The organism is Pseudomonas donghuensis (genome assembly GCF_000696345.2).
Taxonomy (GTDB): Bacteria; Pseudomonadota; Gammaproteobacteria; order Pseudomonadales; family Pseudomonadaceae; genus Aquipseudomonas; species Aquipseudomonas donghuensis.
This window is the reverse complement of sequence record NZ_CP071706.1, coordinates 3,806,790-3,828,994: the sequence shown is the minus strand read 5'-3', so window position 1 is coordinate 3,828,994 and position 22,205 is coordinate 3,806,790. Positions and strand designations below refer to the sequence as shown.

The 22,205-nt window shown below is 66.1% G+C and carries 15 protein-coding genes and 1 pseudogene; 6 read left to right on the top strand and 10 right to left on the bottom strand.

Going from position 1 to position 22,205, the window contains the following annotated elements; translation table 11 throughout:
• Positions 1 to 227: 227 nt before the first annotated feature.
• Both BV82_RS17780 and BV82_RS17775 read right to left on the bottom strand, forming a co-directional pair.
• Entirely contained in the window at positions 228 to 869 is a 642-nt protein-coding gene (locus BV82_RS17780) for a LysE family translocator (protein ID WP_010222490.1), read from the bottom strand.
• 43 nt (positions 870 to 912) lie between these two features.
• A pseudogene (locus BV82_RS17775) lies at positions 913 to 1,035 on the bottom strand (LysR family transcriptional regulator); the annotation flags it as partial.
• Between the two features lie 213 nt (positions 1,036 to 1,248).
• On the opposite strand from BV82_RS17775, the gene BV82_RS17770 reads away from it, so the two are divergent.
• The 5 genes from BV82_RS17770 to BV82_RS17750 all read left to right on the top strand — a co-directional run bounded on the left by BV82_RS17770 (position 1,249) and on the right by BV82_RS17750 (position 4,711).
• Complete coding sequence (locus BV82_RS17770) at positions 1,249 to 1,473, top strand: MbtH family protein (protein ID WP_010222487.1); 225 nt, start codon at positions 1,249 to 1,251, stop codon at positions 1,471 to 1,473.
• Positions 1,474 to 1,482: 9 nt separating this feature from the next.
• Positions 1,483 to 2,202: a thioesterase II family protein gene (locus BV82_RS17765; RefSeq protein WP_036996305.1), complete on the top strand. Its 720-nt coding sequence runs from the start codon at positions 1,483 to 1,485 to the stop codon at positions 2,200 to 2,202.
• 63 nt (positions 2,203 to 2,265) lie between these two features.
• Entirely contained in the window at positions 2,266 to 2,817 is a 552-nt protein-coding gene (locus BV82_RS17760; RefSeq protein ID WP_036996304.1) for a hydrolase, read from the top strand.
• An 85-nt stretch (positions 2,818 to 2,902) separates the two neighbouring features.
• The gene (locus BV82_RS17755) at positions 2,903 to 3,571 is read left to right on the top strand and encodes a hypothetical protein (RefSeq protein WP_036996299.1); all 669 of its coding nucleotides are present in this window, start codon (positions 2,903 to 2,905) and stop codon (positions 3,569 to 3,571) included.
• 60 nt (positions 3,572 to 3,631) lie between these two features.
• Positions 3,632 to 4,711, top strand: coding sequence for a DUF1615 domain-containing protein (locus BV82_RS17750; protein ID WP_051636797.1), 1,080 nt, complete (start codon positions 3,632 to 3,634; stop codon positions 4,709 to 4,711).
• Between the two features lie 105 nt (positions 4,712 to 4,816).
• Here the strand turns inward: BV82_RS17750 and BV82_RS17745 are convergent, their stop codons facing one another.
• Genes BV82_RS17745 through BV82_RS17710 form a run of 8 tightly spaced genes read right to left on the bottom strand, consistent with a single transcriptional unit; the run spans position 4,817 to position 10,926 of the window.
• Complete coding sequence (locus BV82_RS17745; protein WP_036996297.1) at positions 4,817 to 5,737, bottom strand: metal ABC transporter solute-binding protein, Zn/Mn family; 921 nt, start codon at positions 5,735 to 5,737, stop codon at positions 4,817 to 4,819.
• Complete coding sequence (locus tag BV82_RS17740; protein WP_010222479.1) at positions 5,734 to 6,633, bottom strand: metal ABC transporter permease; 900 nt, start codon at positions 6,631 to 6,633, stop codon at positions 5,734 to 5,736. Before BV82_RS17740 ends, BV82_RS17745 begins: the two co-directional genes overlap by 4 nt.
• Positions 6,633 to 7,382 (bottom strand): metal ABC transporter ATP-binding protein, encoded by a 750-nt coding sequence (locus BV82_RS17735; protein ID WP_010222478.1) that lies wholly within the window; start codon positions 7,380 to 7,382, stop codon positions 6,633 to 6,635. Before BV82_RS17735 ends, BV82_RS17740 begins: the two co-directional genes overlap by 1 nt.
• The gene (locus BV82_RS17730) at positions 7,379 to 8,296 is read right to left on the bottom strand and encodes a metal ABC transporter substrate-binding protein (RefSeq protein ID WP_010222476.1); all 918 of its coding nucleotides are present in this window, start codon (positions 8,294 to 8,296) and stop codon (positions 7,379 to 7,381) included. The genes BV82_RS17735 and BV82_RS17730 overlap by 4 nt, the downstream gene beginning before the upstream one ends.
• A gap of 14 nt (positions 8,297 to 8,310) precedes the next feature.
• The gene (locus BV82_RS17725) at positions 8,311 to 8,880 is read right to left on the bottom strand and encodes a DUF6162 family protein (RefSeq protein ID WP_159388921.1); all 570 of its coding nucleotides are present in this window, start codon (positions 8,878 to 8,880) and stop codon (positions 8,311 to 8,313) included.
• Complete coding sequence (locus BV82_RS17720) at positions 8,877 to 9,194, bottom strand: hypothetical protein (protein WP_193384792.1); 318 nt, start codon at positions 9,192 to 9,194, stop codon at positions 8,877 to 8,879. The genes BV82_RS17725 and BV82_RS17720 overlap by 4 nt, the downstream gene beginning before the upstream one ends.
• On the bottom strand, positions 9,191 to 9,727 hold the full coding sequence (locus tag BV82_RS17715; RefSeq protein WP_010222472.1) for a hypothetical protein: 537 nt from the start codon (positions 9,725 to 9,727) through the stop codon (positions 9,191 to 9,193). The genes BV82_RS17720 and BV82_RS17715 overlap by 4 nt, the downstream gene beginning before the upstream one ends.
• Positions 9,724 to 10,926, bottom strand: coding sequence for a PepSY-associated TM helix domain-containing protein (locus BV82_RS17710; protein WP_036996293.1), 1,203 nt, complete (start codon positions 10,924 to 10,926; stop codon positions 9,724 to 9,726). Before BV82_RS17710 ends, BV82_RS17715 begins: the two co-directional genes overlap by 4 nt.
• A gap of 226 nt (positions 10,927 to 11,152) precedes the next feature.
• On the opposite strand from BV82_RS17710, the gene BV82_RS17705 reads away from it, so the two are divergent.
• Positions 11,153 to 22,204, top strand: a complete 11,052-nt coding sequence (locus BV82_RS17705; protein ID WP_036996290.1) for a non-ribosomal peptide synthetase — start codon at positions 11,153 to 11,155, stop codon at positions 22,202 to 22,204.
• The last annotated feature ends 1 nt before the right edge of the window (position 22,205 follow it).

Below are 22,205 nucleotides of genomic sequence, written 5' to 3'. Positions count from 1 at the left end.
GGCTTGCACACCCGGTCGCTGAATTGGCAGCGACTGAAGGAGGGTAACGGGGTTGGGGTGGGTATTCAAGCGTGGTGTCGACCAGGGTTGATGCATTGTCTGTGGGAGCGGGCTTGACCCGCGATGTCGCCGTACAGCCAACACACCAGGCATTGCCTGAGATACGAGCGCTACGCGCTCGATCACTGGCAAGTCCAGCTCCCACAGGATTTGCGCTGCTCTCTAGATCAAGCACCCTGGCGGCGCATGGTCAGGATCGCCGCACCAAAGCAGATAAACGTCGAGCCCACCACCCGGCTGACCCACCTGGAAAACTCAGGCCGGGTCAGTACGCCCTTGGCCCGCGAGGCCAGGGCGGCATACAGGCTCAAGGAGGTCAGCGACAAGGCCATGAAAATCGCGGTGAGGATCAGGAACTGCGGCAGCAGCGCAGCGCTCTGGTCGATGAATTGCGGGAACAGGGCGGTAAAGAACATCGTTGCCTTGGGGTTGGTGGCGGCGGTGAGGAAGGCCGACTTGTACAGCTTCAAGCGCGATGGCTTGACCGCTGCCTGGCCCGCCGCAACGTCGCTCGCCAGCATCGGGCTCTTTTTCATCAGCTGCTTGGCACCGAGATAGAACAGGTAGCCGGCGCCAAGAATTTTCACTGCGTTGAACAGCCACTCGGAGCTGGCGAGCAGCGCGCCGAGGCCGAGCATGGCCGCCGCCGACAGGCAGAACAGCCCGCTGGCATTGCCCAACGAGGACCACACCGCATATCGCGGCCCATAGGCCAGGCTGTTGTTGATCGCCATCAAGGTGGCGGGGCCGGGGCTGGCGATGGCAATCGCGGCAACCAGGGTGAAGGCGAGAAGTGCGTGAAGATCCATTTTCAGGCTCTGGAGGGTTGGACAGGCGGTAAATGTAACAGGATCAGCGACCGTGCTGCTCGGCAAACCACTGCATTACCACCGCGCACGCCGGATGCCCAGCCCCTGCGGCCTGCAGGCACAACGAATAGACACCGCCGGTTTTCAGCGGCTGGCCGAACGGCATGGAACTGAGCGCCAGCCTTACCCGGCCGATGACTGACGCCGAGTTCAGTGCCATCGCCCGCCTGAGCACGCGGCTGTGGACCAAGCTCAAGTCCAATACCTGAAACCAGGGCGCTACCGCGCGCGGACTAATTTGTCGGGCCTGTCGCTCGTTCTCTAGAACGCCAGCGTACGCCACGCGCGTGACGGGCCCAATCAATCCAGGAGACAGGCAATGACATCCGTATTCGACCGCGACGACATCGTGTTCCAGGTAGTGGTCAACCACGAAGAGCAGTATTCCATCTGGCCCGACTACAAGGCGATCCCGGCGGGCTGGCGTAGCGTCGGCAAGAGCGGCCTGAAGCAGGAGTGCCTGGCATACATCGACGAAGTCTGGACCGACATGCGCCCGTTGAGCCTGCGCCAGAAGATGGCCGAAACCGCTGCGGCGCAGTAAGGGGCACCTGTGTCTGCATTGACCCTGTTGTGCCTGCCGTACTCGGGTGCCAGTGCCATGGTCTACAGCCGCTGGCGGCGCAAGCTGCCGGCCTGGCTGAACCTGCGCCCGGTGGAGCTGCCCGGGCGTGGCGCGCGCCTGGGCGAGGCGCTGTTGACCGACATGCAGGTGCTGGCGCGCCAGCTTGCCCATGAGCAGCGCCTGGCCGCCAGCCAGCCCTATGCCTTGCTCGGGCACAGCCTGGGGGCCTTGCTGGCCTTCGAGCTGGCCCACGAACTGCAGGCCCTGGGCTGCCCGCCACCGGTGGCACTGTTTGCCTGCGGCACGGCTGCGCCAACCCGCCGCGAAGATTACGACGGCGGCAACTGGCGCGAGCCCAAAAGCGATGAGGTACTGATCGACGAGCTGCGCACGCTGCAGGGTACGCCGGAAGAGGTGCTGGCCAACCAGGAGCTGATGAGCCTGACCCTGCCGGTGCTGCGTGCCGATTTCATGCTGTGCGGGCGTTATGTGTATCGCCAGCGTGGGCCCTTGCGTTGCCCATTGCATGTGTTGGGCGGGGAGGCCGACAAGGCCAGCGAAGCGCAATTGCTGGCCTGGCGCGAGGAAACGCTCGGCGACTTCTCGCTGGACATTTTCCCTGGCGGCCACTTCTTCATCCATGAGCATGAAGAGCGGGTGCTCGGCGTGCTCAGCGCCGCCCTGGAACCTCATCGCCTGTCGGCTTGAACGTTGACGCAGCGACGGCGAATGGGCGAGCCTTGGGGTTTAGCCAGAGCACAGGTGCACGCGATGTTGATCAAGCCGAACCAGGCCAGCCTGCTGGTCATCGATGTTCAGGAAAAACTCATTGGCGCGGTTAGCGACCCGGCCGGCACCCTGGCGCGCACCCGCTGGTTGTTGGCGGCGACCGCTACCCTGGGCCTGCCGACGGTAATTTCCGAACAGTATCCCAAGGGGCTGGGGCCGACCGTGGCGCAGCTCAAGGAGGCCTCGCCGGCGGCTCAGGTGGTCGAGAAGCTGCACTTCTCCTGCGTCGCTGCCCAGTGCCTGCCGGCATCGCTGCTGGCCCGCGAGCAGGTGATCGTCTGTGGCATGGAAACCCATATCTGCGTGCTGCAAACCGTGCTCGACCTGCTGGAACTGGGCAAGCAGGTATTCGTGGTCGAGGACGCCTGTGATTGTCGCGGCGCCCACAACCGCGATGCTGGCATTGCCCGCATGCGTGCCGCCGGGGCGCAGATCGTCACCCGCGAGATGGTCGTTTTCGAGTTGCTCGGCAGCTCGGCCCACGAACAGTTCCGCGCTGTCAGCAAGACCTACATGGTTGGCGAGCAGCCGTGAGCGTCGGGCTCGGGCACTGGCCAGTGGTGTTGTGCGCGGCGCTGCATTAAAGTGCGCGCCACTTCATTGCTTACAGGATGTTCAGATGAAACCGCGTGCACTGCTGACTATCGGCTCGACCCTGACCCTGGTCTGCCTGCCGTTGTTCGCCCAGGCCCAGGCCACTGTCGCCCAGGTCTTCAACGGTGAAATGCTCGGCACCAACCTCAAGTACTTCGAGTCGGTCGCAGGCATCGCCCGCACCAGCTTAGGCGACAAGCACACCTACAAGGTGCAGGGCTGCGAGATCACTGCCGACGCTACCGGTGGCAGCATCAACGACCTGCGCCTGGAGCTGTCGCCGACCTGCAAGGCCGACCTCAGCTCGTTCATCGGCACCTTCGCCCCGCCAGCCAACCAGCCGCTGACCTTTGCTGCGCTGCATGAGTCTACCGGTGGCCCGCTGGAGTTCTATGCCGACTGCCTGGAAATGTGTGGCAACGCCGCCGATCCGTCGGTGTATGCCCTGTGGGAAGGGCCGCGTGCGGTCGGCTTCACCCAGGTCCTGGCCGAAGTCATGCTCACCGACGACGCGGCCATCGCTGCCTCGAACACATGGGCGGACGAGATGAAGAAGCACAAGGGCGAAGACTTTGTCATGGAAACCAAATACAACTGCGAACGCAGTTTCGACCCGGTCGCCTTGCAGAGCTTCAAACCGGTGGCGATCACCGCGGTGACCATCGGCACGCAACTGAGCAAACCAGGCTGCTGATTGCAGTCGTGCCCGACCGCCGCTACTGTGCAGCTGTTGCCAGATGTGGCGGGAGAGCCCATGCAAGTACCCGGTTGGCTGGTGGTTTTCAGCGTGCTGTTAACGGTTCAGGGCTGCGTCACCCAGCGTGAAGCGCCTGAGCAGGCCCCGGCCAAGGTGCGCGCACAGATCGTGCGCCTGCTGCCGGCCAGCACCAAGGACCGTGAAGGCTGGGCGCGGGATATCCAGAGCGCCTTCGCCGCGCAGAAGATCAGCGCCAGCAAGAGCAACCTGTGCGCGGTGCTGGCGGTCACTGAACAGGAATCGACCTTCCAGGCCGACCCGAAAGTGCCGGGCCTGGGCCGCATCGCCCGGCAAGAGATCGACCGCCGCGCGGCCAGCCTGCACATCCCCAAACTACTGATCGACGCCACCCTGCAAACCCGCTCGCCGACCGGCAAAACCTACGGCCAGCGCCTGGATGCGGTGCGAAGCGAAAAAGAACTCAGCGACCTGTTTGATCAATTGATCGGCGCCTTGCCCATGGGCAAGACCCTGCTCGGTGGTTTGAACCCGGTGCGTACCGGTGGGCCGATGCAGGTGAGCATCGACTTTGCCGAACAGCATGCCCAGGGCTACCCCTACACCTATGGCGGGACCATCCGCCAGGAAGTCTTCAGCCGCCGTGGCGGCCTGTATTTTGGCATCGCTCACCTGCTCGGCTACCCCACCCACTATGATCGCCCGCTCTATCGTTTTGGCGACTTCAATGCCGGCTGGTACGCCAGTCGCAACGCGGCGTTCCAGAGTGCCTTGAGCCGCGCCACGGGCGTGCAGCTGGCCCTGGACGGCGACCTGATCGCGCCGGGGGCGATCATGCCGGGTACCACCGAGCAGGCAGCAAGGCGCCTGGGGGTGAAGCTGGATTTGCGCAACGTCAGCATCCGCGACCAGCTGGAGAAGGGCGACAGCCTGGCGTTCGAAGACACCCGCTTGTACAAGGGTGTCTATGCCCTGGCCGATGGCACGGCGGGCAAGGCCGTGCCGCGGGCGCAGCTACCGGGCATTGAACTGAAGAGCCCGAAGATCACCCGCAAACTGACCACGGCCTGGTTTGCCAAGCGGGTGGATGAACGCTATCAGCGCTGCATGAAACGTTGAGTCGGTGGTGGCTTCATCGCTGGCAAGCCAGCTCCCACAGGTCTTGCATACACCCTGAGAACACTGCAATACCTGTGGGAGCGGGCTTGACCCGCGATGAGGCCCTCAGCTGCTACCCGCCAGCAACGCCCCCACCACCTGCTCGACACTGGCCTTCAGCCCCGCCAGCGAATCCTGCGCATCGGTCTCCACCACCAGCAGTTTGGCCCCGGACGTGGCGATCACCTCGGTCACTGCCTGGCCTGGCTGCTTGTGATGCAGCACCAGCGCCACGTCCTGGCCCTTGAGTTCATCGCCCAGACGCTTGAGCGCCGCCGCATCCCACTGGTCATCGGCCACCTGCGGGTGATCGATCAGGTCCAGGTTCAAGCCGCTGACCAAGTAATCCAGGCGATCCGAGAGGTTGACCACGCTGAGGTTGTCCGCTTCGGCCAGCCGCGCTTCGCTGCCGGCGCTGAGCTCCAGCAGTTGGCGCTTGAGGGCCGCCAGGTTGCTCTGGATTTTCGGCTGGTCCGCCGGGCTCAAGCGCCCCAGGTCGTTGGCCAGGACATCGGCCATGCGCCCAAGGTTGCTCGGGTTGAGCCAGGGGTAGCCGGCAAAGGCATTGCTGCCCTGCACGGCGATGCCCGGCAGGGCGCCATCCACCGGGCGCGCGGCGTCGATTTCGACGATGCGGATATTGCTGCGCCGGGCCACCGGGTACAGCGGATCGTCGCTCCAGATCGAGCGCAGGCCGATCACCGCATCGGCGCCGCCGGCCGCTTTTTGCAGGCTGGCGCCACCACGGCCGCTGAAGTACGACGGTTGGCGCGAGGCCGGAATATTCGCTGGCGCTGCCCGTTGCAGTTTCACCGAGGTGCCGTCGAGCAGGGCGCTGGCCAGGCTGTGGGTCACCGGCAGCGACGCCAGGACGGTAACCCCGGCCGCTGCTTGCTTGGCCGCTGCCGGGGCGCTCTGGGCCAGGCTCAGGGTGGGCAGGCCGGCGAGCGCCAGGGCCAGGCACAGGTGCTGGAGTTTGAAGGTCATGCCGGGTTTCCTTGCAGGCGTGGAACAAGGCCGCGGGCGAGGGCGGCGAGGGCGAAGCAGCAGCCGGCGACGAGGATGATCGCCGCACCCGAAGGCACCGGCAGGTCGAAGACGATCGGCAGCAGAATGCCCACCAGGGTGCTCAGGGTGGCGATCAGCACCGAGGCCCAGAAAAAGCCCTTGAGCGACTGGCTGATCAGGCGCGCCGCGGCTGCCGGGATCACCAGCAGGGCGCCGACCAGGATCGCGCCGATGACTTTCACCGCTGCTACGGTGACCAGGGTCACCAGTACCACGAACAGGTAGTCCAGGCGTTTCACCGCGACGCCGCGTACCGCTGCCAGTTGCGGGTTGAAGCTGGCCAGCATGATGCGGTTGTACAACGGCAAGGCCAGGGCCAGCACCAGGCTGGCGACGATGCCGAGCACCAGCAGGTCCTGGCCACTGACGGTCAGCACCGAGCCGAACAGCACGTTCTCGAGGATGTGCACGTTGATCTTGCCGGCCAGCATCAGCAGCAGGCTGGCGCCCAGGGCCAGCGACACCGAGAGGAACACGCCGATCAGGGTGTCGGGCGACAGCCCGGTGCGGTTGCGCAAAAAGTTCAGCAGGATGCCGAACAACAGGCAGTAGCCGAACAGGCTGCCATAGGGGCCGGTGTAGGGCTCGCCAAGCAAAATGCCGATGGCCACCCCAGTCAGCGCCGCATGGCCGACGGCTTCGGAGAAGAAGGCAAAGCGCTTGACCACCACCAGGGTGCCGAGGCCGCCGAGCACCGGGCCGATCATCAGGCCGGCGAGCAGGGCATTGACCACAAAGCCATAGGCCAGGGCTTCTGGCAGGTAACCGGCGGTAGCCCAGCCCTGGATCAGCAGGCGAAATTCTTCGTAGTTCATCAGGCGGTGCTCTCGCTGCGCGGGTGAATGGAGAACAGGCTGAGCAGGCGCTCCGGGGTCAGCGCCTGGGTTGGCGGCGCGTCGAACAGCACCCGGCGGCTGAGGCCGGTGACGCGGTCGGCCAGGCGCGCCACGGCTTGCAGGTCATGCTCGATCCACAGCACCGTGGTGCCGGCGGCGCGCCAGTCGTGCAGCAGGCGTTCGAATACCTGGATACCGGCTTCGTCCAGCGCCGACATCGGCTCGTCGAGCACCAGCAATTGCGGTGCCGGGATCAGCCCCTGGGCCAGCAGCACGCGCTGGCGCTCGCCACCGGAGAGGGCGCCCATGCGCCGCTTGCGCTTGTCGAGCATGCCGACCCGCTGCAGCGCGGCATCGATGGCCGGCGCCACCTTGCGTGACAGGCCAAGAAACGCCGGGCGACGCTGGCACATGGCGGCCATGAAGTCATCGACGGTCATCGGCAGGCCACGGTCGAACTCCAGGGCCTGGGGCACGTAGCCGATGATCTGCTCGTCGCCGGGCCAGGTCAGGGTCAACTGGCCCTGGTGCGGCATCTGCCCGAGCAGGGTCTTGATCAGCGAGCTCTTGCCACCGCCGTTGGGGCCGACCAGCGCATGCACGCTGCCGGCGGCGACGTTGAAGCTGACCTTGTCGAGGATCCGCGTGCGGCCCAGGGTCAGGTCGACCTCGGCAAAGGCGATGTCCGGCCCGCAGGCGCGATTGAGCAGCGGCTGGGCCACGGTCATGCCTGGGACTCCTTGATCGCCCGCACCACGGTGTCGAGGTTGCGCTTCATCTCGACTTCGTACTTCTCCTTGCTGTAGTCGCCGTAGGAGATGTGCGTCAGCGGGTAGATCTTCACCCCCGATTCGCGCTGGATGGTTTCGACATAGGCCGAGGGGAAGTCCATCTCCGAGAAGATCACCTTCACGTCCAGGGCCTTGAGCTGGTCGATGGTCTTTTTCAGCTGGCTGGGGCTGGGTTCGATGCCGTGGGCCGGCTCCACCACTGCGGTGACTTCCAGGCCGAACTCGCGCACCAGGTAGTCGTAGGCGGCGTGGATGGTCGCCACGCGAAATTCAGCGCCCGGCGCTTCGGTGACCTGGGCCAGGGCTTCGGCGCGCAGCTTGCGCAGGCGCTTGGCGTAGGCGCGGGCGTTCTGGCTGTAGTACTTGGCGTTGTCCGGGTCGAGCTTGCCCAGCTCGCGGGCGATGTTGTTGACCTGGGCGATGCTGGCGCTGATCGACAGGAAGGTGTGCGGGTTGACCACCTTGCCGGCGCCGCGTGCGGCCACGCCGGTAGCGGCCAGCAGCGGCACGTTGCTGTTGGATTCGATGGTGGTGATGTTGGGTTTTTCGCTGGCGGCGATCATCCGGTCGGCAAAATCATCATGGCCAACGCCGTTGAGCACGATCACGTCCAGGGTGCCGATGCGCTTGATGTCCTCGGCGCGCGGCTCGTAGGCGTGGGGGTTGAAGCCGGCCGGAATCAGCGGCACCACCTCGGCCTTGTCACCGACGATGTTGCTCACGTAGCTGTAGTACGGGTGCAGGGTGATGCCGATGCGCAGCGGCTTGCCGGTATCGGCCAGGGCCAGGGCGGGCAGGGCGCAGGCGAGGAACACACTGAGAAGGCGACGGGCGAGGGTGGCGCGAAACATGGGGCGTCCTTGTGTCAATGACGATGCTGGCGGGTGACGCCGGCGTCGTAGTGGGCGGCGATCTGTTGCCAGCCGGCGGCGATCAGGGCGGCCTGGCTGAAGTCGGCAGGCACGCTGGCGCTGGCGCTGCGCTGCAACCAGACGTCAGCGGCGCCGTCCTCGGCTTCGGGCACCAGCAGGAGGAAACTGCCGGCCACCTCGCGGGCCTGGCTCAGGCCCAGGTAGGCGCGCGGCGCCAGCAGCTGCCACTGGTGCTGGCCGCGGCTGGCGGCGCTGGCGTCGGCCACGAAGGGCGGGAAGCCTTCCTCGGCCAGGACCTCGACGGCCAGCAGTTGCGGCTCGTCTTCGCGGCGCGCCTGGATCTCGTCGAACGCCACCCGCAAGTCGGCGTACACCCCTTGTTCGGCGGCATTGAGGTCGCGGCGGGCATCCAGCTGATGGGCCTCGATGCTGACCTCGTCAAGGCGTTCGCCGCGCAGGGCAACGATGCCGGCGGCCACGGCCAGGATCAGCAGGCTGACCAGCAGCACGTAAAGGGTTTCATGCCCGGCGCCGGCCGGGCGCACTACCTGGACGCGGCTCATTGCTCGATATCTGCGTAGTCGATTTCCACCACGTGGCCGGGGCCGGCGTCGAACAGCACGTAGAACTCGCCGTCCGGGCGCTTGAAGGTCAGCTTCGAGTCATCGCCAAGCTTGCCGGGCACCAGGATCGATTCGTCATAGCCGATCACATCGAGGGTGACCCCCGGCGCGCCGCTGCCATCGGAAAAACCGCCGGTGCACTGGATCTGGCCGCCATCGACGGCCTTGCATTCGCACATCGGGTTGTGTGCCAACGCCTGGCCGGCAGCGCCGAGCAGCAGCAAGGGCAGGAGCTGCTTACGAAATTTCATCATTTGCCTCCTTGTTTGTTCAGCCAGGCAACGGTAGCCGGCGAGGCCTTGCTCAACGGCACGGCGGCCTGGTGCATGCTGCCGTCCCAACCTTCGAGGGTGATCCAGAGCTCGGCGTCCGCACGGGTCTTGAGCGGGATCGGCAGGCCGGTGCTCATGCGGTACGGGGTGCCGAAGAAGATCGTCCCGGCGGCGCGCAGGCTGCGCGGCTTGCCGATGCGCAGGTAAGCGGCCTTGACCTCGGCGATGCAGGCCTGGCACAGGGCGATATTGAACGCCTTGAAGTAACCGGCAGGGCCATCGGCGCGCGGTGCCTCGTCGCGCAACTCGGCCAGTTGCACGCTCCACGGGCCGACCTTGACCTCGCCGAGCTCACGCTCGCCCAGGCCGCTGTCACCGCGAAACATCGCGGCGTCGGCAAAATACTTGGGCATGAAGCCAAGCGGGATCAGCAACAGCAGGATGTTCAGGTGAAAGCGCCATTTGTGCCAGAAGCGGCTCAGCGGGCTTTGCGGCATAACGGCTGCCTTGCTCATAGGCTCGCCTCCGTGACGGTATCGGTAGCGGTGGTGGGCTGCTTGTGCGGCTTGCGCTCGCGCTTGAGGGCAGCGGCGGTGGCCTGGGCGGTGCGCTTGGTCCAGATCAGCAGGCCGCTCAACACCATCATCGACAGCACCAGGCCGAAGAAGGCCCAGATCAGCTTGATGGTCAGGCCGCCGAAGTCACCGGTGTGCAGCGGTCGCATGGATTCGGTAACGAACTCCAGGGTCGAGCGGTCGTCGATCAAGAACTGCGACTCGATCTTGCTGTTGTACGGGTTGACGTTGACCGTCTGGAACATCAGCGGGTACCAGCCGCGCCCGCCCAGGTAGAGGTGGGCATAGGCGTTGCCGGGCAGGGAGACGAAGCTGACGTCCAGGCCGGCGATCTGCTCCTTGGCGATGCGCGTGGCGTCATCCAGGCTGATGCGCGGGGCAGGTGTGCCGGCTTCGGTGCGTGGCACGTCTTCGCGGGCAATTACTGGCACCACCGGCTCGGTGGAGATCGTGACGTGGTTGTCGGCCAGGATCGCCTGGATCAGGAACCAGGTGCCGGTGATGGAGATCACTGCAATGAACCAGATCGACCAGATGCCGCTCAGGCGGTGGAAGTCGCCCCAGAAGATCCGCGCGCCATGGTTAAAGCGCAATGTCGGCTTGAAGAAGCCCTTCCAGAACCGTTTATAGACCACAAGCCCGGTGACCAGCGAGGCCAGCATCGGCAGGCCGAGCAGCGACACCAGGTACCAGCCCCAGCTGTAGCCGTTGGTGAACGGCACCAGCCACCAGCCGTGCAAGGCACGGGTGAAGGCCTCAAAGTTGAACGATGGGCTCTTGCCCTGGATCGCCCCGGTGTAGGGGTTGACGTACAGGGTCGGCGCGCTGCCATCGGGGAAGGTCACCGCCGCGGTCAGTGCAAAGTGCGAACCGTCCGGCTGGCTGATAAAGCGCACCGCCATGTCCGGTTCGGCCTTGTGCAGGGCATCGAGCACTTGCTGGAAGCTCAGCCGCTCGGCGTCGCCATCGGGCTTGCTGGCGCGCACATCGGGGTTGGCCAGCCAGACGATTTCCTGGCTGACCACCGCCAGGGTGCCGGTAACGCAGACGATCAGGACGAAGAACCAGATCGGCAGGGCAAGCCAGCTATGGACCAGGAACCACAGTCTGGATTTGGACTTTTTCGGTTTTTGGGACATTGCAGGTGTCTTTTCAGAGAAATTGAGGTCGAGCCGATGCTCAGCCTTGGGACTGCAATAGATAAGACGAACGAGAATCGTAAAACCCGCAGGGTTAGTTGAAAGCAAATGTTTCAGAGGCACCGGGGGATCTGGCCAGTTGCGCTTAATTTTCCTTCGCAGTCATCCGTTTTTCTTGAATTACCGGGCCTGCGGGCTCGTTGTTCCTCTGGATGGATGAAAGTCGATGAATGCCGAAGATGCTCGCAAGCTTGCCCGCCGATTCATAGAGTTGCCGCTGGAAAAGCGCCGGATCTTCCTCGAAAGCCTTCGCCGCGAGGGTGTCGACTTTGCCCAGTTTCCGATTCCGGCGCAGATTGCAACGGCCGATCAGGGAAGCCTTTCGTATGCGCAACAGCGCATGTGGTTGCTCTGGCAACTGGAGCCCGGCAGTGGCGCCTACAACCTGCCCAGCGCCGTGCGCCTCAACGGTGCCCTCAACATCCAGGCGCTGGAAGCGGCCTTCGCCGGCCTGCTGGCGCGTCACGAAACCCTGCGCACCGCGTTCATCCAGGGGGCGGATGACCTGCCGCAGCGGGTGCCGGTGACGCAGGCGCTGCAGATTGCCCGGCACGATGTCAGCGACCAGCCTGAAGACCAGCGCGAAGCCTGGGTGCGGGCCGAAGCCGAGCGCCAGGCCCTGTTGCCGTTTGACCTGGCCCAGGGGCCACTGCTGCGGGTGAGCCTGGTGCGTATGGGCGAGCAGGCGCATGTGTTGCTGCTGGTCATGCACCACATCGTCGCCGACGGCTGGTCGATGAACGTGCTGATCGACGAATTCATTCGCCGTTACGACGCTGCCGACCGTGGCCAGGCGCTGGACCTGCCGGCCTTGCCGATTCAGTACAGTGACTATGCCCTGTGGCAGCGGCGCTGGCTGGAGGCGGGTGAGCAGGCCCGGCAACTGGACTACTGGCGCGCCCAGCTGGGTGATGAGCACCCGGTGCTGGCGCTGGCGCTGGATTATCCGCGTCCGCCACGGCCCAGCCAGGTCGGCGCCCGACATGAATTCAGCGTGCCGCCAGTGCTGGCCGAGCAACTGCGCGGCGCCGCCCGCCAGCACAACATCACCCTGTTCATGCTGTTGCTGGGCGGCTTCGGGCTCTTGCTGCAGCGCTACAGCGGCCAGGACGACATCCGCATTGGCGTGCCCATCGCCAATCGCAATCGCAGTGAGGTCGAGGGCCTGATCGGCTTCTTCGTCAACACCCAGGTGCTGCGCCTGCAGTTCGACCCCAGTGCCGCCGTCAGTACCTTGCTGCAACAGATCAAGGGCACGGCGCTGGGGGCGCAGGCCCATCAGGAATTGCCGTTCGAGCAATTGGTCGAGGGCCTGCGCGTAGAACGCGACAGTGGCCACAATCCGCTGTTCCAGGTGATGTACAACCATCAGCCGCAAGTCGCCGACCTGAGCGCCGTGCATAGCGCTGGCGGCCTGCAGTTGCAGGCGCTGGAGTGGACCAGCCGGACCACCCGCTTTGACCTCACCCTGGACACCTTCGAGCGCGGCGGGCAACTGCATGCGGCCTTCACCTACCGCAGTGAACTGTTCGCCCCGGCCACCATCGCGCGCATGGCCGAACACTGGCTGAACCTGCTGACGGCGATGGTCCAGGCGCCGCAGCTGGCGCTCGGCGAATTGCCGATGCTCTCGGCGCAGGCCCGCGAGGCGGTGCTCCAGCAGTCGGGCCCGAGCCCGACGGTGAGCGATGCGCGGTTGTGCATCCACCAGTTGATCGAGCGCCAAGCCGTTGCCTGGCCGCAGCGCACCGCGGTGACCTTTGCCGGGCGCAGCCTGAGCTATCAGCAGCTCAACGCCCGGGCCAACCAGCTGGCCCGCCATCTGCAGGCCCAGGGCGTAGGCCCGGATGTGCTGGTGGGGATTGCCGTTGAGCGCTCGCTGGAGATGATCGTCGGCCTGCTGGCCATCCTCAAGGCCGGTGGGGCCTATGTGCCGTTCGATCCGCAGTATCCGCGCGAGCGCCTGGCCTACCTGCTGCAAGACAGCCAGGTGAGCCTGCTGTTGACCCAGCAGGCCCTGCTTGAGCGCTTGCCGGCGCTGGACACGCTGCAGGTGCTGCTGCTCGATGGCGAGCAGGCATCGACCAGCGCATACCGTGACGATGACCTGCAGCTGGCGCTGGACCCCGAGCACCTGGCGTATGTGATTTACACCTCCGGCTCTACCGGCCAGGCCAAAGGCGTGACCCTGGCCCATCGCTCGCTGGTCAACTATGTCCAGGGCATCTTGCAGACCCTGCCGCTGGCCGGGGCGCAAAGCATGGCGGTGGTCTCGACCATTGCGGCCGACCTGGGCCACACCACCCTGTTTGGCGCGCTGTGCTCCGGTTGCACCCTGCATGTGCTCGACCTTGACCTGACCCTGGATGCCGAGCGTTTTGCCGCCTACATGGCGCGCGAGCAGATTGATGTGCTGAAAATCGTCCCCTCGCATATCGAGGCGTTGCTCAGCGACAGCCACCGTGGTGCCGGGTTGCCGCGCCAATGCCTGGTGCTGGGCGGTGAAGCGGCCTCGCCGGCCTTGCTTGAACGCATTGCCGCCTGGGCGCCGGCCTGCCAGGTGATCAACCACTATGGCCCGACCGAGTCGACCGTGGGCGCGCTGACAGCGCCGATCGAGCCGAGCCCGGGCAGCGTCCCGGCGTTGGGCCGGCCATTACCGAACCTGTGCGCACGGGTGCTGGACGGCAACCTGCAGGTGCTGCCGGCGGGCGTCAATGGCGAGCTGTTGCTCGGCGGCGCCGGCCTGGCCCGCGGTTATCACCGGCGCCCAGGGCTGACCGCCGAACGTTTTGTTCCCGATCCCCATGGCCAGGCCGGTCAGCGCCTGTATCGCACCGGTGACCTGACCAGCTACCGCGACGACGGGCAGATTCGTTTCCACGGACGTATAGACCATCAGGTGAAAATTCGCGGCTACCGCATCGAGCTCGATGAAATCAGCGCCTGCCTGCGGCGCCAGGTGGCGGTCAGGGACGCCGTCACCCGCCTGGCCACTGTCGGCGGCCAGGCGCAGATCGTCGCCTATCTGGTGCTGGACGAGTCCCAGGCCAACAGCGGCGAACATGCCTTTACCGCACAGCTGCAGCAGCGCCTGGGCGAGGTGCTGCCGGAGTACATGCTGCCGGCCCATTACGTCGTGCTGGCGGCGCTGCCGCTGACCTTGAACGGCAAGCTCGACTTGCGCGCCCTGGCGGCCATCGAGTTGCAGGCGCGGCAGGTGCCCTACCAGGCACCGCAGAACGCCGTGCAGGAACAGCTGGCACAGATCTGGGCACAGGTGCTGGAGGTCGAGCGGGTGGGGCTGCAGGACAATTTCTTCAACCTTGGCGGTCATTCGTTGCTGGCCACGCAGATTATTTCCCGGGTGCGCCGGCTACTGCAGGTCGATGTGCCGCTGCGCAGCCTGTTCGAGAGCGCAACGCTTGCCGAATTTGCCCGCCAGGTGCAACAGGCCGGCACCGCCAGCAGCCGCCCGGCGTTGCATCGGGTGTCGCCAGGGCAGCCGTTGCCGGCGTCGTTCGCACAGCAGCGGCAGTGGTTGTTGTGGACCCTGGAACCGCAAAGCCAGGCATACCACACGCCGATTGTGGTGCAGTTGCGGGGGCAACTGGAGCGTACCGCCCTGGAGCAGACCTTTGCCGCCCTGGTGGCTCGGCACGAGGCCTTCCGCACCCGTTTCAGCCAGCAGCAAGGGACCCTGTACCAGATTGTCGACGCCGATGATCCGCTCATTGTGCGCTGGGAGCGCCTGGAACAGGCGGACAGCGCGCAGATCCAGGCCAGCGTCGGCGCCGAGATCGCCACGCTGTTTGACCTGGAGCGTGGCCCGCTGCTGCGGGTCAAGGTGCTGGAAGTGGCGGCCGAGCACTTCATCCTGGTGGTGACCCTGCACCACATCATCTCTGACGGTTGGTCGATGGGCGTGCTGGGGCGTGAGTTCGCCGCCCTGTATGGCGCCTTCCAGCGCCAGCAGCCGCTGAGCCTGGCACCGCTGGCGGTGCAGTACGGCGACTATGCGCACTGGCAGCGCCGCTGGCTCGAAGGCGGTGAGCTGGCGCGTCAGCTGGACTACTGGCGTGGGCAACTGGGCAGCGAGCACCCGGTGCTGGAGCTGGCCACCGACCATCCGCGCCAGGCCGGCCAGCACTACCGGGAAGGGCGGGTCGAGCTGCACTTGCCGGTGGAGCTCGAACAGCGCATCCGCCAGTTGGCACGGCGCAACAACCTGACCCTGTTCCAGGTGTTCATTGCTTCGTTTGCCCTGCTGCTGCAGCGCTACAGCGGCCAGGACGATATCCGCATCGGCATGCCGATCAGCAACCGCAACGCCGAAGAGCTCGAAGGCCTGGTGGGCTTCTTCGTCAATACCCTGGTGATGCGCCTGCCGTTGGCGGCGCAGGCCTCGGTCAATGCCCTGCTGGCGCAGGCGCGCGATACCGCGCTGGCAGCCCAGGCCCATCAGGACCTGCCGTTCGACAAATTGGTCGAGGCGCTCAACCCGCAGCGTAGCCTGCAGCACAACCCGTTGTTTCAGGTGATGTACAACCACCTCAACACCGTCGGTGCCGCAGCTGCGGGCAACAGCCTGCCGCACTTGAGCGCGCAGGAAATGCTGCTGCCTGGCGGCATGGCGCAGTTCGAGCTGACCCTGGAAACCCTGGAAACCGATCATGGCATCCAGGCGGCGTTCATCTATGCCGCCGAGCTGTTCAATGCCGCGACCATCGAAAGCATGGCCCGGCACTGGCAGAACCTGTTGCGGGCCATGGTCGAGCAGCCTGAGCAGGCCATCGGCCAACTGCGCGTGCAGGATGACCGGCAATGGCAGGCGTTGCTCGCCGGTGCCTGCGGCCAGGCGCCGGCAGTGCATGCCGAATCGCTGGTCGAGCTGTTTGCCGCGCGTGTGCAACAGCAGCCCGAGGCGCTGGCACTGATCGAGGGCGAGCAGCGCTTGAGCTATGCCGAGCTGGATCGGCGCAGCAATCAATTGGCCCGTCATCTGCGCGCCGCCGGGGTGGGCCCGGAGGTGCGCGTGGGGCTGCTCGCCGAGCGCGGCATGGCGCTGGTGACCGCGCTGCTGGCGATCTTCAAGGCGGGCGGTGCCTATGTGCCGCTGGACCCACAGTATCCGCCCGAGCGCTTGAACTACATGCTCGAGGACAGTGGCGTGCAGTTGCTGCTCGGCCATCGGCAACTGCTCGATGGCTTGAGGCTGGACAGCACCTGCCGGCGCCTGGTGCTGGAAGACCCGCTGGGCAGTGGCTCGAGCGAGGCGCTGGAGCACGCGCAGGTCTCGGCGCAAAGCCTGGCCTATGTCATCTACACCTCCGGCTCGACCGGCCAGCCCAAGGGGGTGGCGGTCGAGCATGGCGCCCTGGCCATGCATTGCCAGGCAGCGGCAGCGCGTTATGCACTGAGCGCCGAAGATCGCCTGCTGCAGTTTGCCTCGGTGAGTTTCGATGCGGCCGCCGAGCAGATCTTCATGCCGCTGATCCAGGGTGCGGCGCTGCTGGTCGGCGACGTGACTCACTGGAGCTATGAAGCGCTGTTGGCCCAGGTTCAAGCGCATGGCTTGAGTGTCCTCGACCTGCCGCCCAGCTACCTTACCGGCATCATCGCGGCCGCCGCCCCGGGCAGCCCGGCGCTGAACGTGCGTGCCTGCATTCTCGGCGGGGAAGCCTGGAGCCAGCAGCAAGTGGCGGCGCTTGAGCACTTGCGCGGCGTGCAGCTGTACAACGCCTACGGCCCCACCGAGGCGCTGATCAGCCCGTTGATCTGGGCCTGCGAGCCCTCGGGTGAAGCGGCGCCGTATGCGCCGATCGGGACCCCGGTGGGGGCACGCTCGGCCTATCTGCTCGATGCCCAGCTCAACCCGGTGCCTGGGGGCGTGGTTGGCGAGCTTTATCTGGGGGGCGAGGGCTTGGCCCGTGGCTACCTGCAGCGCCCGGGGCTGACTGCGCAGCAGTTCGTGCCGGACCCGTTCGGGGCCTCCGGTGCGCGCCTGTACCGCAGCGGCGACCTGGGCCGTCAGCGCGCCGACGGGGTCATCGAGTACCTTGGCCGTATCGACCACCAAGTGAAGATTCGCGGCCTGCGCATCGAGCTGGGCGAGATCGAGGCGCGCCTGCGTGCGCACCGTCAGGTAAGTGCCGTGGCGGTACTTGCCCAGCCTGGCGCCCAGGGGCCGCAACTGGTGGCCTATGTCGTCGCGCCCGGGGCTGACCAGGGGTTGCTGGAGCAGCTCAAGGCGCACCTGCGCACCCGCCTGCCGGAGCACATGCTGCCGGTGCACTGGCTGCTGCTCGAGCAATTGCCGCTGAACGCCAACGGCAAGCTCGATCGCCAGGCCTTGCCGCTGCCGCAGGTAGCGGCACAGGCTGCGTTCCAGGCGCCGCGCAACGCCATGGAAAGGCAGCTGGCCGCCATTTGGGCCGAGGTGCTCAAGCGTGAACAGGTGGGCGTGCAGGACAACTTCTTCGAGCTGGGTGGCGATTCGATCATCTCCATCCAGGTGGTCAGCCGTGCCCGCCAGGCCGGCATCCACTTCAGCGCCAAAGCGCTGTTCCAGTACCAGACGGTCCAGGGTGTGGCCGCTGTCGCCCGGCGCGGCGAGGCACCCGCAGCGCTTGCCCGCGGCGAGGTCAGTGGCGAGCAGATCCTGCTGCCGATTCAGCAGGCGTTTTTCGCCGAGGCCATCGCCGAGCGCCAGCACTGGAACCAGTCGGTGTTGCTCGAGCCCCAGCAGCACCTGGACCCGCAACACCTGGAGCAGGCCTTGCAAGCCTTGGTCAAGCACCATGATGCACTGCGCTTGAGCTTTGTCGAATCAGCCGAGGGCTGGTCGGCGCACTATCGCCAGGCGCCGTTGCCCGGCTTGCTGGTTCAAGCCCGGGTGCAGGACAGCGCCGGGTTGACCCGCGTGTGCGATGAGCTCCAGCGCAGCCTCGACCTGGCCCAGGGGCCGCTGCTGCGCGGCCTGTTGGCGACCCTGGCCGATGGCAGTCAGCGACTGTTCCTGGCCATTCACCACCTGGTGGTGGACGGGGTGTCCTGGCGCATCCTGTTTGAAGACCTGCAGAGCGTTTACCGGCAATTGCACGCTGGCCAGGCCGTTGCATTGGCGGCACGCACCAGCGCCTATCAGGGCTGGGCCGAGCACCTGCAACGCCTGGCTGACAGCCCGCAACTGCGCGATGAACTGGCGTTCTGGCAGGCCCAGGGTCAAGGCGCAGGCGGGCCGTTGCCCGGCAGCCGATCGCTGGCGCCTGCGCTCAACCGCCATGCGCACACGCTGTACAGCCGCCTGGATGCGGCAACCACCCGCCAGTTACTGCAACAAGCGCCCCAGGCGTACCGGACCCAGGTCAACGACCTGCTGTTGACGGCGCTGGCGCAGGTGATCTGCCGCTGGACCGGTGAACCCAGCTTGCATATCCAGCTCGAAGGCCATGGCCGTGAAGAGCTGTTCGAAGGCCTGGACCTGAGCCGCACCGTGGGCTGGTTCACCAGCCTGTTCCCGTTGCGCCTGACGCCCCGGACCGAGGTGGGGGCATCGCTCAAGGCAATCAAGGAACAACTGCGTGCGGTGCCGAACAAGGGCATCGGTTACGGCGTGCTGCGTTACCTCGCCGACCCGGCTACCCGCCAGCAACTGGCGGCATTGCCCGGCGCGCCGATCATCTTCAACTACCTGGGGCAGTTCGACGGCAGCTTTGCCGACGCCCAGGCCTTGTTGCGCCCGGCCGGCGACAGCGGTAGCCGCGACCAGAGCCCGGATGCGCCGCTGGGTGCGCCGTTGACCCTCAATGGCCAGGTCTATGAGGGCCGGTTGAGCCTGGGCTGGACCTTCAGCACCGAGGTATTCGAGCCTGCGTTGATCGCCCGTCTGGCCGAGGACTACAGCGCCGCCCTGCAAGCGCTGATCGAGCACTGCTGCGCCCCGCAACAGGGCGGCCTGACCCCCTCGGATGTGGCGCTGGCGGCCTTGGACCAGGCGCAACTCGACAGCCTGCCGTTGGTGCCGGGCGAGATCGACGACCTGTATCCACTGTCGCCGATGCAGCAGGGCATGTTGTTCCATGCGCTGTATGCCCAAGGCAACGGGGACTACGTCAACCAGATGCAGGTCGAGGTGCGCGGGCTGGAGGTTGCCCGCTTCCGCCAGGCCTGGAAGCAGACCCTGCAGGCCCATGACATCCTGCGCAGCGGGTTTATCTGGCAGGGCGAACTGCCCCAGCCGCTGCAGTTTGTGCGCAAGCAGGTCGAGTTGCCTTTCGCCGAGTTCGACTGGCGCGGGCGTGCCGACCTGGACCAGGCGGTACAGGCCCTGGCGCGCAGTGACCGCGAGCAGGGGTTTGACCTGCAGCAGGCGCCGTTGCTGCGCCTGAGCCTGGTGCGCTGCGACAACGATCGTTACCAGTTCATCTACACCAACCACCATATCCTCATGGACGGCTGGAGCTACGCGCAGTTGCTCGGCGAGGTGCTCGAACGCTACCACGGCCATACCCCGTTGGCGGCGGCCGGGCGTTACCGTGACTACATTGCCTGGTTGCAGGCGCAAGACGCCGCGGCCAGCGCAGGGTTCTGGCAGCAGCAGTTGGCCGGGCTGGAAGCGCCGACGCACCTGGCACCGGCATTGGCCGCCTATGGTCAGGTAAGCGAGGCGGGCGGGCGTGCCACCTATGCGCAGAGCCTCGACCGCTCGGGCACCGAGGCCCTGGTAAGCTTTGCCCGGGCCAGTAAAGTCACCGTCAACACCCTGGTGCAAGCGGCCTGGCTGTTGCTGCTGCAACGCTATACCGGCCAGGCCAGCGTGGCCTTCGGCGCCACGGTTGCCGGGCGCCCGGCCCAGGTGCCCGGCGCCGACCGGCAGATCGGCCTGTTCATCAACACCTTGCCGGTGATCGCCAACCCGCAGCCGTTCTTGACCGTTGGCCAGTGGCTGCAGCAAGTGCAGGCGTTGAGCCTGGCCATGGGTGAGCATGAAGCGACGCCGCTGTTCGAAATCCAGCGTTGGGCGGGGTTGGGCGGTGAGGCGTTGTTCGACAGCCTGTTGGTGTTCGAGAACTATCCGGTCGCCGAGGCCTTGCAGCGCCAGGCCGACAGCGGCCTGCAGTTCGGCCCGCTGCGCAGCCACGAGCAGACGCATTACCCGCTGGCCTTGGCTGTGGAACTGGGAGAGTCGCTGCACCTGGGCTTCGACTATGCCGCCGGCCAGTTCAGCGCGCAGGCGGTGCAGCGCCTGGCGGCGCATGTGCTCAACCTGTTGGAGCAGTTCATGGCTGGCAGCGATGTTCGCCTCGGCGAGATCGCCTTGCCGCTGGCCGCTGAACGTGCCCAGGCACATCAGCGCAACCTGCAGCAAGGGCCGGGCGATTATCCGCTGGTGCATCAGCGCATTGCCCAATGGGCCTCGCAGCAGCCGCAACAACCGGCGGTGCTGCAAGGCGAGCGGGTCCTGAGCTTCGCGGCGTTGGAGCGCCGTGCCAACCAACTGGCGCATGCCCTGGTCGCCCGTGGCGTAGGCCCGGAAGTACGGGTAGCGGTGGGCTTGGGCCGCGACGAAGCGATGCTGGTGGCGCTGCTGGCGGTGCTCAAGGCCGGTGGCGCCTATGTGCCGCTGGATATCAATTACCCGGCCGAGCGCCTGGCCTACCTGCTCGAAGACAGTGCTGCGGCCTTGCTGCTCAGCGACTCCCGCCTGGCCTGGGAGGTGTCACTGCCGGCGCAGCTGGAGGTGCTGCACCTGGACCGCCTGTGCCTGGACGACTGGCCGCAACAGGCGCCGGTGGTCGCGATCGAGCCGGACAACCTGGCCTACATCATCTACACCTCCGGCTCTACCGGTCAGCCCAAGGGCGTTGCCGTGGCCCACGGGCCGCTGGCCATGCACTGCGCGCGGATCGGCGAGCGCTACGGCATGAGCGCCAGCGATTGCGAGCTGCTGTTCATGTCGTTTGCCTTCGACGGCGCTCACGAACGCTGGCTGACCACCCTGACCCACGGCGGGCGCGTGCTGTTGCGTGACGACAGCCTGTGGACCCCGGAACAAACCTTTGAGGCGTTGCACCGCCACGGGGTGACGGTGGCGGCGTTCCCGCCGGTGTACCTGCAGCAATTGGCCGAGCTGGCCGAGCGCCGCGGCAACCCGCCGGCGGTGCGCATCTATTGCTTTGGTGGCGACGCCGTGGCGCAGGCCAGTTTCGAACTGGCGCGGCGGGCGCTCAAACCCGAGTTCATCATCAATGGCTATGGCCCGACTGAAACCGTGGTCACCCCGCTGATCTGGAAAGCGGCGGCGAGCGACACCTGTGGTGCGGCGTATGCGCCGATCGGCAGCCGGGTCGGCGAGCGTAGCGTGCAGGTACTCGATGCTGCATTGAACCTGCTGCCCGATGGCCTGGCGGGTGAGTTGTACCTGGGGGGCTATGGGGTGGCGCGGGGCTACCTGAACCGTCCGGGGCTGACGGCCGAGCGTTTCGTGCCCGACCCGAGCGGCAGCATTGGCGGGCGCCTGTATCGTTCCGGCGATCTGGTGCGCCAGCGCGTCAGTGGCATCGTCGATTGCCTGGGGCGCATCGACCACCAGGTCAAGGTGCGCGGTTTCCGTATCGAACTGGGCGAAATCGAAGCCTGCCTGCAAGCCCAGCCAGGGGTTGCCGAGGCGGTGGTGGTGGCCCGTGACGGCGCCCATGGCAAGACCCTGGTCGGTTACCTGGTCGCCAGCCGCGACGGCCTGGCCGAGGCGCCTGCAACCTGGCTCAGCGCACTCAAGGCGCAGCTGCAAAGCCAGCTGCCGGCGTACATGGTGCCGAGCCAGCTGATGCAGCTCGAACAGTTGCCCGTGACCCCCAACGGCAAGCTTGACCGCAAGGCCTTGCCCGCACCCCAGGCGCTGCACGGCAGTGAGGCTTACCAGGCCCCGGCAAGCGACCTGCAACGCCGCCTGGCGACGATCTGGCAGCAGGTGCTCAAGGTCGAGCGGGTCGGTCTGCTGGATAACTTCTTCGAACTGGGCGGGCACTCGCTGCTGGCCACCCAGGCTACCGCCCAGGCGCAGCTGGAGCTTGGCGCGGACCTGGCCCTGGAGCTGATTTTCAAGGCCCGCAGCCTGGCGGAATACGCCGAGGCCGTGGCCGCGTGCATGACATCGAATCGAGAGGAAGACCTGAGCGACATGTTTGACTTTCTCAACGAACTGGAGGCGAACTGAC

What these genes read in the sequence shown, in the direction of transcription:
- BV82_RS17780 (WP_010222490.1), bottom strand. Translation starts at nt 869, where the DNA reads ATGGATCTTCACGCACTTCTCGCCTTCACCCTGGTTGCCGCGATTGCC.
- BV82_RS17770 (WP_010222487.1), top strand. Translation starts at nt 1,249, where the DNA reads ATGACATCCGTATTCGACCGCGACGACATCGTGTTCCAGGTAGTGGTC.
- BV82_RS17760 (WP_036996304.1), top strand. Translation starts at nt 2,266, where the DNA reads ATGTTGATCAAGCCGAACCAGGCCAGCCTGCTGGTCATCGATGTTCAG.
- BV82_RS17755 (WP_036996299.1), top strand. Translation starts at nt 2,903, where the DNA reads ATGAAACCGCGTGCACTGCTGACTATCGGCTCGACCCTGACCCTGGTC.
- BV82_RS17750 (WP_051636797.1), top strand. Translation starts at nt 3,632, where the DNA reads ATGCAAGTACCCGGTTGGCTGGTGGTTTTCAGCGTGCTGTTAACGGTT.
- BV82_RS17745 (WP_036996297.1), bottom strand. Translation starts at nt 5,737, where the DNA reads ATGACCTTCAAACTCCAGCACCTGTGCCTGGCCCTGGCGCTCGCCGGC.
- BV82_RS17740 (WP_010222479.1), bottom strand. Translation starts at nt 6,633, where the DNA reads ATGAACTACGAAGAATTTCGCCTGCTGATCCAGGGCTGGGCTACCGCC.
- BV82_RS17735 (WP_010222478.1), bottom strand. Translation starts at nt 7,382, where the DNA reads ATGACCGTGGCCCAGCCGCTGCTCAATCGCGCCTGCGGGCCGGACATC.
- BV82_RS17730 (WP_010222476.1), bottom strand. Translation starts at nt 8,296, where the DNA reads ATGTTTCGCGCCACCCTCGCCCGTCGCCTTCTCAGTGTGTTCCTCGCC.
- BV82_RS17725 (WP_159388921.1), bottom strand. Translation starts at nt 8,880, where the DNA reads ATGAGCCGCGTCCAGGTAGTGCGCCCGGCCGGCGCCGGGCATGAAACC.
- BV82_RS17720 (WP_193384792.1), bottom strand. Translation starts at nt 9,194, where the DNA reads ATGATGAAATTTCGTAAGCAGCTCCTGCCCTTGCTGCTGCTCGGCGCT.
- BV82_RS17715 (WP_010222472.1), bottom strand. Translation starts at nt 9,727, where the DNA reads ATGAGCAAGGCAGCCGTTATGCCGCAAAGCCCGCTGAGCCGCTTCTGG.
- BV82_RS17710 (WP_036996293.1), bottom strand. Translation starts at nt 10,926, where the DNA reads ATGTCCCAAAAACCGAAAAAGTCCAAATCCAGACTGTGGTTCCTGGTC.
- BV82_RS17705 (WP_036996290.1), top strand. Translation starts at nt 11,153, where the DNA reads ATGAATGCCGAAGATGCTCGCAAGCTTGCCCGCCGATTCATAGAGTTG.